This window comes from Amycolatopsis sp. NPDC059657, from assembly GCF_042734395.1.
GTDB lineage: Bacteria > Actinomycetota > Actinomycetes > Mycobacteriales > Pseudonocardiaceae > Amycolatopsis.
Genome location: NZ_JBHWEB010000091.1, coordinates 1 through 10,305, shown reverse-complemented (window position 1 = coordinate 10,305; position 10,305 = coordinate 1). Strand labels below are relative to the sequence as shown.

The following is a 10,305-nucleotide window of genomic DNA, read 5'->3' as shown; positions in this document are numbered from 1 at the left end:
GGTACGGCCGGTTCTAACCGGCGATACCACTCACGACCACTTCAATGCGCGGGCGGGGGAGAGGGCGCAGGCGGGCTGAAGGCCGTCAAGAACCGGTCCCGGAAGGCGTTCATCGGCCAGACCGGAGCCCCGGCAGCGGGCTTGAGCCCATCCGTCCAGCCCCAGCCCGAGATCCGGTCCAGAACCGAGGGATCCCGGGCGACGATCGTGATCGGCACATCGCGTCCCGCGTTTTCCCCGGTGACCATCGAGTTGGGCTGATGGTCGCCCAGGAACACCAGAACCAAGTTGTCGTCGCCATACGTCTGCACGTACGAGATCAGCGACCCCAGCGAGTACTCGATCGACTTCCGGTAGTCCGCACGCACCACCGCCGGGTCACGCCCGTAGATCGCGTCGTGCGGATCGTCGCCGGTCGTCATCGGCGCGTAGATCGAGCCGTCGCCGACCTGGTCCCAGCCGATCAGATGCGGCAGCGGCGTCCACGGCAAATGGCTCGACACCAACGGAATCGTCGCCATCAACGGCTCATGCCCGGCAGTGCGCTCGTCGCGCTGGAAAGCCGAGAGCGTGAACTGGTCGGGCATGGTCGCGTAGCTGAAGCGAGGCCCGCGGTACCCGAGGTCGTCGGCCGGGTAGATCCGGTCGTACCCGAAGAACTGCCCCTCCGGCCAAGCCCGCGTGATACCGGGCATGACGCCGACCGAGCGCCAGTCCGCGCGCTGGAAAGCCCGGTTCAGCGTCAGCCGGTCGCTCGCCACCAATGTCTGGTATCGCTGCTGGTTGTCGACCTTCAGGCCGGACAGGAACGTCGCCTGCGCCATCCAGCTGCCGCCGCCGGAAACCGGGGAGGTCAGGAACGCGCTGCGGGACGAGTACCCCAGCGAACGCAGCGTCTCGGTGCCCTTGTCCAGCACCTGGCCGACCTGCCAAGCCATCTCGGGATGCTCGAGCGCCACCCGGCCGTAGCTCTCGACGAACGAGACGATCACGTCCTTGCCGCGCAACGCCGTCAGTAGATCGCGAGCCGGGGTGTCGCGGAAGGCGTCGACGGCGGCCTCCGCCGCGAACTCCGAGCGGTCGCGCAGGCCCGCGTTCACCTGGTGGGCATGGGCGTTGACCAGGCTTGCCGCGCTGGTCGACGCGATCGGCACGCCCGGCACCGCGAGGGTGAACGAGATGACCGCCAGCGCGGCGACCGAACGCAACGCGACCGTCCGCCGCCGGACGACCGCGCGGCTCAGCCGCAGGACCGACAGCGTCAAAGCCAAGACCAAGGCCACGACCAGCACCAGCGCCAGCACGACCAGGCCGATCGCGGCCGTCCGGCCGGAGGTCACGTCGACGTACTCCACGCCGGGGCCGAGGAGCGGCCAGTCCAGCACCAGGTCGAACGGGCGGTAGAGCACCGCGTCGAAGCCGATGTCCAGGATTTTCACGACCGCGAGCAGGCCGAGCGCGATGCCGCCCGCCACCGCCGCCACCCGGCGGGCGCGGTCGGGGAGCACCAGCAGCACCACCACGCCGATCAGGCCTTCCACCGGGACACGCAGGAACGCGGCCGGGGCCAGCTGGTCGAAACGGGTGGGCGCGGTGAGCACGACGAGCACCAGCAGGCCCGCGAGCACGGTGAACACGCGTGCCGCCCAAGGACCTTTCAAAAAAGCCAATGCTCTGCCTCTCTCGGTGTTGCTCTTAGATACGTGCGCGGCTACTTCCGCGTTCAATCGGTACCGTGTGAGCCGTGACTCGCCCGTATGTGCTGTTGAGCGTCGCCGTCAGTGTCGACGGCCATATCGACGACCTCAGCGCGGTCCGGTTCCCGCTGTCCAACGCCGAGGATTTCGATTGTGTCGACCAGATCCGCGCCGAATCCGGGGCCATCCTCATCGGCGCCGAGACGGTGCGGACGGACAATCCGCGCCTGCTCGTCAACTGCGCCGAACGGCGTTCGGACCGGGTCGCGAGCGGGCGGCCCGAATATCCGCTCAAGGTTACGGTCACCAGGTCGGGTGAACTCAGCCGGGAACTGAAGTTCTGGCACTGCGGCGGCAGAAAGCTGGTCTACACAACGGATTCCGGCGAACAGGCACTCGAACTCGGTGACCTGGCCGATGTCGTCTCGCTGGGCGAAGCCATCGATTTCGGTGCGCTGCTGGACGATCTCGGCTCCCGAGGCGTCGATCGGCTGATGGTCGAGGGCGGCGCGAGCATCCACACCGCCTTTCTCGCCGCCGGGCTGGCCGACGAGGTCCGGATGGCGGTCGCACCGATGCTCATCGGCCAGGCGGCCGCGCCCCGTTTCCTCCAGCCCGCCGAATTCCCCGGCGGGCCCGCCCGCCGGTTCCACCTCGAAGACGTGGTGAAACTCGGCGACGTCGCCGTGCTGCGTTACTTTCCGAAGGTCACGAGCGGCTGACCAAGGCCTTGATCGTGTCCCGGCGGAACCACGCGATCACCGCGGCCGCGGCGAGCAGGATCGCGGGCAGCGTCGGGCCGCCCTTGGCCAGCAGGAACAGCTCCGTGCCGACGGCGCCCGCGAGCACACCGACCAGCCCCAGCGCGGCGAGCCCGCACAGGCGCGGGATCAGCAGGCCGATCCCGCCCGCGATCTCCAGCACGCCGGTGACGTACCGCAGCCATTGGCCGAAACCGATTTCGTTGAACTTCTTCACGTAGTTGTCGCCGAACAGCGTGTACCCGCTGTAGATGATGTAGGCGGCGAGCGCCACCTGAAGCACCCACAGCACCACGTTGCCGACGAGGACGGCGGCCTTTTGCTCAGACACGGGAACATCCTTCCACTGCCACGGACTTGGACATCATTCGAGAATGCCAGAGCGAGACCACATCGCGGCCGAACGACCACATGAGCAGCGCGAGCGCGAGCCCGGCCAGGTAACCGGCGAACGGGAAAAGCCCCGACGCCGCCACGACCAGTAGAATTCCTTGCAGCGCGGCCACTGTCTTGCGCGCGTAGCTCGGCCGCAGTTCGCCGCTGAGCCACGGCAGCACCCACGCGGCCGCCACGAACACGTACCGCATCGCGCCGATCGCCAGCACCCACGGCCCGTGCGCGAACGCGACGTGCACGCTCAGCACCAGGATCAGGAACGCGTCGACCTCCATGTCGAACCGCGCGCCCAGCGCCGAAGCCGTGCCCGTGCGCCGCGCGACCTGCCCGTCGACGAAGTCGAGCGCCAGCGCCACCGCGGTGAACGTGACGAGCACCGTGGTCGCGTCCGACCGCTGCGCCACCAGTGCCGTCACCGCGCCGACGAGCACGCCGCGTGCGAGGGTGACCCGGTCGGCCGGTCCCAGCGAGCGGGCCCCCGACCGTTCCATCGCGTAGCTGAGGAGTATCCAGGTGGCGAGCCCGTACGCGAGCCCGGCGAGCCAGCCCGCCGTGCTCAGCCCGGTCGTCGCGCCGAGCACGCCCAGCAGGAGGACCTGCAGGCCCGCCCAGGCGCCCTGCTCCTCAACGGCGGGCGCCGCGTTGTGCTGAAGTGTGACCATTGTGGACCGCTTTCTCGGAGGTTGTAGATGACACGACAGGCAAGGGCCTTTTGGTTCAACGGATCCGGAAAAAGTGAGATCCGTTCCGCCACGCTGCCCGAGCCCGCCGAGGGGGAGGCACTGGTCCGCACGCTGTTCACCGGCGTGAGCAGGGGAACCGAGGCACTCGTCTTCCGTGGTGAGGTCCCGGAGAACCAGTACGAGACCATGCGCGCGCCCTTCCAGGAGGGTGACTTCCCGTGGCCGGTCAAGTACGGGTACCTCAATGTGGGTGTGGTCGAAACAGGCCGGTTGACCGGCCGGACCGTCTTCTGCCTCTATCCACATCAGACGCATTACGTGGTCCCCGAGTCCGCGCTGACGCTCGTGCCGGACACCGTGCCGCCGGAACGCGCCGTGCTCGCCGGGACGGTCGAGACCGCCGTCAACGCCGTCTGGGACGCGAAACCGCTGATCGGGGACCGGATCGCGGTCGTCGGCGGCGGGATGGTCGGGTCGAGCGTCGCCGCGGTCCTCGCGAAGTTCCCCGGCGCCAGGGTGCAGCTGGTCGACGCCGACCCCGCGCGCGCGGACATCGCCGCCCAGCTCGGGGTCGGCTTCGCGGACCCGAAAGCCGCATTGGGGGCATGCGATCTCGTCGTGCACGCCAGCGCCTCGGAAGCGGGACTGGAGACGGCGCTCGGCCTGCTCGCGCCGGAAGGAACGGTCGTCGAGCTGAGCTGGTACGGCGACCGCCGCATCAGCGTGCCGCTCGGCGAGTTCTTCCATTCGCGGCGGCTGACCGTGCGCAGCAGCCAGGTCGGCACGGTCGCCCGCCCCGACCGGACGTATGCCGAGCGGATGGCGCTCGCGCTCGACCTGCTCGCCGACCCGGTGTTCGACACGCTGATCACCGGCGAGAGCCACTTCGACGAGCTGCCGTCCGTGCTGCCGAGGCTGGCGAGCGGCGAGCTCCCGGCCCTCTGTCACCGGATTGACTACCGTCGAGCCCATGCTTCCTCGTGACACCACGGCCGACGCGCGTGACCGCCGGGCGACCGTGGCGGTGCTGCCGGTCGGCAGCTTCGAACAGCACGGCCCGTACCTGCCGCTGACCACCGACACCGTCATCGCCTGCACCATCGCGGAGTCGATCGCGGCCGCCTACCCGGTCCAGCTGCTCCCGCCGATCACGATCTCCTGCTCGCAAGAACACGCGGCCTGGCCTGGCACGGTGAGCATTTCGGCGAAAACGCTCATCGCGGTCATCGAAGACATCGCCGCGTCGCTGCGGCTCTCCGGCGTCGGGAACCTGGTGCTGGTCAACGGGCACGGCGGCAACTACGTGCTGCGCAACATCGTCCAGGAGTCGCGCGGTGCGATGGCGTTGTTCCCCGGCACCCACGATTGGGACACCGCGCGCACCGCGGCCGGCATCGAGACCTCGTCCTACGCCGACATGCACGCGGGCGAGCTGGAGACGTCGATCCTGCTGCACGCGCACCCGGAACTGCTCCGGCCCGGCTTCGAGACGAGTGATCACGACAGCGGCCCGCGTCCGCATATGCTGACCCACGGCCTGGCGCCGTACACGGCGTCCGGGGTCGTCGGCCGGCCCTCGCTGGCGTCAGCCCGCAAAGGCGAGGACCTTCTCGGTGCGCTGACCAGCGCTTTCGAGGACTACCTCGGGCTTTTCTAGCCTGCGGAACAACACGAACACGCCGGGCAGCGCGGCGATCAGCGCGAGTACGCCGTAGACCACACCGGTGGTGAGACCCTGCGCCGCGCCGAGTCCGGCCGCGTTGAAAGCGACCGCCAGAAACGCTTCGCGTGGCCCGAATCCACCGATGTTGATCGGCACGGCCATGACCAGCAGTGTCAGCACGATCAGCGGGAACAGCCGGCCGATCGACGCCGTGGACCCCGCGACCTTGGCCGCGACGAGGAACAGCGCGACGTGCCCCGCGAGCGTCGCCGCCGACAGGAGAACGACCCGTGGCAACGCTTCGCGCGACAGCAGGCCGACACGGGCGTCGGCCCAGGTGGTCAGCACCGCGCGCCGGGCGCGGGCGTTCTTCGAGACGAAGACCGCGGCGGCGGCGAGCACGACGAGCATGATCAGCACCGCGTCACGGCTCGGCGTCAGGCCGACCGGCAGCGTCGACTGCGTGAACACGACCGCGATCCCGGCCGCGATGAGCACGGCCTGGCCCGCGAACCGTTCGAACACGACCGCGCGCACGCCGCGTCCGACATCGCCGGACCGCTGGCCGTGGTTGACCGCGCGGTGCACATCGCCGAGCACACCCGCCGGGAGCACCGCGTTGAGCAGCAAGCCCCGGTAGTAGTCCGAAACCGCGGACTTGAGGCTCAGCGGCAGGCCGAGGCGGCGCGCGATGACGCACCAGCGCCAGGCACTGAACACCGTGGTCAGCAGGCCGATGCCGAGCGCGGCGAGCACCGACCAGGCGTTGATGGCGCGCAGCCCGTCCACGAAGGCGTTGGTGCCGAGCCGGAAACCCAGCGCGGCCAATATCCCGAACGCCAGCAGCAAACGCAGCCACGGCCAGAAACGTTTCATCAGGTCGTCCTCGGTATCGCTAGCAGGTCGGTGTGCCCGACCACGACGTGTGGGCCGTCCGCGAGGCGTCGTCGCAGGTAGGCGGGTGCTTCGGCGGCGAGGCCCGGCTCGTGCTCGACGGCCGCGCCGACCCAGCCGCGAAGCCATTCCGCGGCCAGTGCTTTCTGGTCTCCGCCAAGCCGCCACGGGCTCGGCCGGGTGTGGACTTCGGCGTCGGCGAACGCCTCGACCGCCGCCGCGACGGCGTCCGGACCGAGCAGACGCCGTCCGTCGACGACTCGCCGCTGGTGCGCGTTGAAAGCCGCTTCGAATTCCGCGTCGAGCGCCTCGGCCGGGTCGAATTCGATCTTCCCGGTGACGGAGAGCGTGAACAGGGCTGGCACACCGGCTGATACGCATGCCGTCGCCAAGTCGTTCACTTCGTCGCGGGTGAGCAGGTCCAGCAACGCCGACGCGGTGATCAGCGAGGTGCCCTTCAGGTCTTCGGCACACAGCGCGGTGAGGTCGCCCTCGTGTGTCTCGGCCGTCCCGGCGGTCATGCTCGCACCGGCCAGTTCGAGCAGGCGCGGGTCACGGTCGTGCAGCACCCAGTGCGGCGTGCCGCCGAGCCGCGCGCCGAGCCAGCGTCCCATCGATCCAGTTCCACAACCTAAGTCACGAAGGACCAGGGGGGTTCGGTTCAATCGGGTTTCGCCGAGCAGGCCGAGCAGTTCGGTCGAGCGGGCGTCGGCGTCGGCCTGCTCGCGCAATGCGAGCCATTCTGGTGCGAAGCTCATGCCCGCAGAGTAGCCAGCACCTCACCGAGTTCGCGGGCGGATTCGTCCCATGTGGACAGTTCGGCGCGGCGACGCCTTGCCTTCGCCCGAAGGTCGTCTCTGTGGTCCCCGTCGGTCAGCCAGCGGCGGAGTTCGCTGGTCAGCGCGCCAGGCGGGACAAGCACGCCGCCGTCGCCCAGCGCGTCGGGGACGGCGCTCGCGAGCACGGGGATGCCGCGCGCGAGTGCTTCGGTGACGACCATGCCGTAGGTCTCGGCGTGGGAGGGGAGCACGAAGAGGTCGGCCGCGGCGTAGGCGTCGTCAAGCGGCTTCCCGGTGAGCGGGCCGGTCAACTCGACGCGATCACCGAGTCCGTGGCGCGCGATCAGCTCTCGGACGCGTTCCGTGTGCGCGGTTTCGCGGAGTGGTCCTACGCAGACGCAGCGCCACGGCAGGTCGGCGAGCGCCGCGAGCGCCTCGACGAGCACGTCATGCCCCTTGCGCGGGGTCACCGACGCCACGCAGAGCAGCCGGGAGACGCCGTCGGTGCCACGGGCGAGCGGCGCGGGATCGACACCGGGCGTCACGACGTGGACCTTGCCGAGTCCGTGGTGGCTCTCCAGCTGTCGCGCCGCGGCCGGGCTGGTCGCGATGACCGCGCTCGCGGCCCTCAAGACTTCGCGCTCTTTCCGATCCAGCTCGGCGGCGAGCGAGGGCTCCAGCCCGGTCTCGTCTGCCAGCGCTAGATGAACTAGCACCGCTAGCCGGAGCCGGGCGGCCGCTGGGCCGACGATTTCGGGAACACCGCAGGCCACGAGCCCGTCGAGCAACACGACCGCGCCATCGGGGAACGCCGCCAGCGCGTCGGCCAGCTGCGCGCGGGCTTGCGTGTCCGGGCGCGGCCAAGTGCCGGGAATGGCGGTTTCGCGCACGTCCAGGCGTGCGCAGACGCGCCGGTCGTAGACGTTCCCGCCGCTGGGGGCGGCGGGATCGTCGACGTCACCGGGTAGTACGACCTCGATCACAGCGCGCGTTCGTATCCGGCCCACGCGACGTGCGACTCGTGCAGCGTGACCTCGATCGCGGAGAGACCGTGCGCGCCTTCGCCGAGCGTGCCTTCGTGCACCAGGTCCGCGAGCCGGTCGGCGATGTATTTGGCCAGGTACTCGGTCGAGGTGTTGATGCCGTCGAAAGCGGGTATCTCGTCGAGGTTGCGGTAGTTGAACTCGGCGAGCACCTTGCCGAGTTCCACAGTGGCCAATCCGATGTCGACGACGATGTTGTCGGCGTCGAGTTCCGGCCGTTTGAACCGGGCGTCCACTACGAACGTTGCTCCATGTAGACGCTGGGCCGGACCGAAGACCTCACCACGGAAACTATGGGCGATCATCACGTGATCACGAACGGTGACGCTGAACACCGAAGTCCTCCAAGGGGTTACGGTACGGGCTCCGGCCGAGCGTAGTGAACGATCAAGCGGAGCGCGCTGACTAGGGGACTGGATGCAGGAGCAAGCTTTTCGAGATGACGACGTCGCCGAATCCGAGCTGGTGACCCGCCGCGGCACCTTCCGCGCGGTGGCGTTCCGCGCCGACGGCTTCGAGCACATGGCGTTGGTCTTCGGGACGCCGGGGGACGACGTGCTCGTGCGGGTGCACTCCGAGTGCATGACCGGTGACATCTTCGGCGCCATGCGCTGCGAATGCGGTGAGCAGCTCGACTCCGCGCTGGACGCGATCGTCCGCGAGGGCGGCGGCATCCTGGTGTACCTGCGCGGGCACGAGGGCAGGGGCATCGGACTGGTCGCGAAGGTGCGCACCCACGTGCTGCAGGACGAGCAGGGCCTCGACACCCTCGACTCCGCGACGTCGCTCGGCCTGCCTGTCGACATCCGGGACTACACGCCCGCCGTCAGGATCCTGAAGCACCTGCGGGTGCGGTCGGTGCGGCTGCTGTCGAACAACCCCGACAAGCTCAGCGCGCTCGAGTCCGCCGGTATCAGGGTGGCCGAGCGGGTGCCGCTGCTGATGGCGCCGAACGACCACAACATCGGCTACCTGACCGCGAAGCGCGACCGGCTCGGCCACGACCTGCCTCAGGTCGAGGACTTCTCGGAGGGCTGCGTCACCCACTGAACGTCCACTGTGGACACCGCTCAGTGGGTATCGCGGACGGCAGGATTCACTCGTTGTGGTGACGCAGAGTGCCCTAGCATCGATCGAGCGTGAACTGCGCTGGACGAGCAGGGGAGTGGCTCATGGGTCGGCACCGGACAGCCGGAACTTCATCCGTTCGGTGGCTGCGCGTCATGCCGGCGTCTGCGTTGGTGGTCGCCTGGGCGGTGCTGCCGCTCTCGCGACCCTCGGTGGCCTCGGATTCGGTGGTGGAAGTCGTCCCGGCCGTCCCGGCGATAGCGCTCGCCGCGCCCGCTGTCGCGCCGCGAGCCGTCGCGCCCGCCGACCTGACGCTGTCGTCGAACGCGCTGTCCGTCGCGCCGGGCGCGACGGGTGTCCAGGCGTTGCGGGTGGCCAACGCCGGGTCCGCCGAGTTCGCCGGCCCGGTCGCGCTGACCTACGTCACCCCGACGTATCTCAACGTGGATCACGAGAAGCCGATGCCTGCGGGTTGCGAGATGCGCCTGACCGACCCCGACCCGACGATCCCGGAGGTCGTCACCTGCCGCGTCCCCGGCCCGATCGCGGCAGGCAAGGAGCTGACGGTCGGCATCCCGGTCGCCGCGACCACCCGGGTGCGTTTCGTCGGCCGGGTGCGCGGCATGGCCATGGCCGCGCCCACCGGCGCCGACGCCGACCTCGGCGACAACTGGAACTACTCCCAGGTGGTCATCACCCGGCCGACGCCCAAGGCGCCCGAAGGCACCCCGGTCGACCTGTACCTGACCAACGCGGTGCCCGCGGTCTCGCAGACCCAGCCCGCCAAAGTCACCCTGACGTACGGCAGCAAGGCGTCGCACGACCTGAAGGGCGACATCCAGATCACCTACGTGACCCCGTTCTACGTCAACGTCGACCACGCGAAGCCGTTGCCATCCGGCTGCAAGATGCGCCTGACCGATCGCGACCCCTTGGTGCCCGAGATCGTCGTCTGCACGCTGAAACCGTTGAAGGCGGGCAAAACCGGCTCGGTCGCCATCCCGGTCGAGCTGGCCAAGGGTGCGCCGCCCGGCGCACTCGGCGGAATGGCGCTGATCGCGCCCGTATCCGACGTCGAACGCGGTCAGATCGACAACTTCCTCGCGGCCAACGTCGTCAACATCACCCCCGGCTCACGACCCCGCCCCCTCACGAAGCGAGGGTGCCCCAAAGTGCGTACAACGCACCCAAGGGCCCCCTCGCTTCATGCTCGTCCGGGGGTCGTGAGTGGTATGGCGGGGGGTTAAGGGCGCAGCCCACCACCACCCCCCGCGGGGGCGCGGGGCAGGGGGGCTGAGGAGGGGGAGAGGAGGGGGGGTTA

The 10,305-nt window shown here is 69.4% G+C and carries 12 protein-coding genes; 5 read left to right on the top strand and 7 right to left on the bottom strand.

Annotated features, from left to right (window positions below; genetic code table 11):
• Window positions 1-41: 41 nt before the first annotated feature.
• Complete coding sequence (locus ACFV15_RS35165; protein WP_378356031.1) at window positions 42-1,661, bottom strand: sulfatase; 1,620 nt, start codon at window positions 1,659-1,661, stop codon at window positions 42-44.
• Window positions 1,662-1,744: 83 nt separating this feature from the next.
• Here ACFV15_RS35165 and ACFV15_RS35160 point away from each other — a divergent pair, with 83 nt between their 5' ends.
• Entirely contained in the window at window positions 1,745-2,419 is a 675-nt protein-coding gene (locus ACFV15_RS35160) for a RibD family protein (protein WP_378356029.1), read from the top strand.
• Here ACFV15_RS35160 and ACFV15_RS35155 read toward each other — a convergent pair.
• Both ACFV15_RS35155 and ACFV15_RS35150 read right to left on the bottom strand, forming a co-directional pair.
• Complete coding sequence (locus ACFV15_RS35155) at window positions 2,406-2,789, bottom strand: DoxX family protein (RefSeq protein WP_378356027.1); 384 nt, start codon at window positions 2,787-2,789, stop codon at window positions 2,406-2,408. The genes ACFV15_RS35160 and ACFV15_RS35155 overlap by 14 nt on opposite strands.
• Entirely contained in the window at window positions 2,782-3,516 is a 735-nt protein-coding gene (locus ACFV15_RS35150; protein WP_378356025.1) for a CDP-alcohol phosphatidyltransferase family protein, read from the bottom strand. The genes ACFV15_RS35155 and ACFV15_RS35150 overlap by 8 nt, the downstream gene beginning before the upstream one ends.
• A gap of 27 nt (window positions 3,517-3,543) precedes the next feature.
• Here ACFV15_RS35150 and ACFV15_RS35145 point away from each other — a divergent pair, with 27 nt between their 5' ends.
• Window positions 3,544-4,521: a zinc-binding alcohol dehydrogenase gene (locus ACFV15_RS35145; RefSeq protein WP_378356023.1), complete on the top strand. Its 978-nt coding sequence runs from the start codon at window positions 3,544-3,546 to the stop codon at window positions 4,519-4,521.
• Window positions 4,508-5,194, top strand: coding sequence for a creatininase family protein (locus ACFV15_RS35140; protein WP_378356021.1), 687 nt, complete (start codon window positions 4,508-4,510; stop codon window positions 5,192-5,194). The genes ACFV15_RS35145 and ACFV15_RS35140 overlap by 14 nt, the downstream gene beginning before the upstream one ends.
• Here ACFV15_RS35140 and ACFV15_RS35135 read toward each other — a convergent pair.
• Genes ACFV15_RS35135 through ACFV15_RS35120 form a run of 4 tightly spaced genes read right to left on the bottom strand, consistent with a single transcriptional unit; the run spans window position 5,123 to window position 8,251 of the window.
• On the bottom strand, window positions 5,123-6,076 hold the full coding sequence (locus ACFV15_RS35135) for a YbhN family protein (protein WP_378356019.1): 954 nt from the start codon (window positions 6,074-6,076) through the stop codon (window positions 5,123-5,125). The genes ACFV15_RS35140 and ACFV15_RS35135 overlap by 72 nt on opposite strands.
• On the bottom strand, window positions 6,076-6,852 hold the full coding sequence (locus tag ACFV15_RS35130; protein ID WP_378356017.1) for a class I SAM-dependent methyltransferase: 777 nt from the start codon (window positions 6,850-6,852) through the stop codon (window positions 6,076-6,078). The genes ACFV15_RS35135 and ACFV15_RS35130 overlap by 1 nt, the downstream gene beginning before the upstream one ends.
• Complete coding sequence (locus ACFV15_RS35125; protein WP_378356015.1) at window positions 6,849-7,856, bottom strand: glycosyltransferase family 4 protein; 1,008 nt, start codon at window positions 7,854-7,856, stop codon at window positions 6,849-6,851. The genes ACFV15_RS35130 and ACFV15_RS35125 overlap by 4 nt, the downstream gene beginning before the upstream one ends.
• A complete protein-coding gene (locus ACFV15_RS35120) occupies window positions 7,853-8,251 on the bottom strand; it encodes a 6-pyruvoyl tetrahydropterin synthase family protein (RefSeq protein ID WP_378356013.1) in 399 nt (132 codons plus the stop codon). The genes ACFV15_RS35125 and ACFV15_RS35120 overlap by 4 nt, the downstream gene beginning before the upstream one ends.
• Before the next feature lie 82 nt (window positions 8,252-8,333).
• Between ACFV15_RS35120 and ACFV15_RS35115 the strand changes: the two genes are divergently transcribed.
• Window positions 8,334-8,966: a GTP cyclohydrolase II gene (locus ACFV15_RS35115; RefSeq protein ID WP_378356011.1), complete on the top strand. Its 633-nt coding sequence runs from the start codon at window positions 8,334-8,336 to the stop codon at window positions 8,964-8,966.
• 173 nt (window positions 8,967-9,139) lie between these two features.
• On the top strand, window positions 9,140-10,231 hold the full coding sequence (locus tag ACFV15_RS35110) for a hypothetical protein (protein WP_378356009.1): 1,092 nt from the start codon (window positions 9,140-9,142) through the stop codon (window positions 10,229-10,231).
• The last annotated feature ends 74 nt before the right edge of the window (window positions 10,232-10,305 follow it).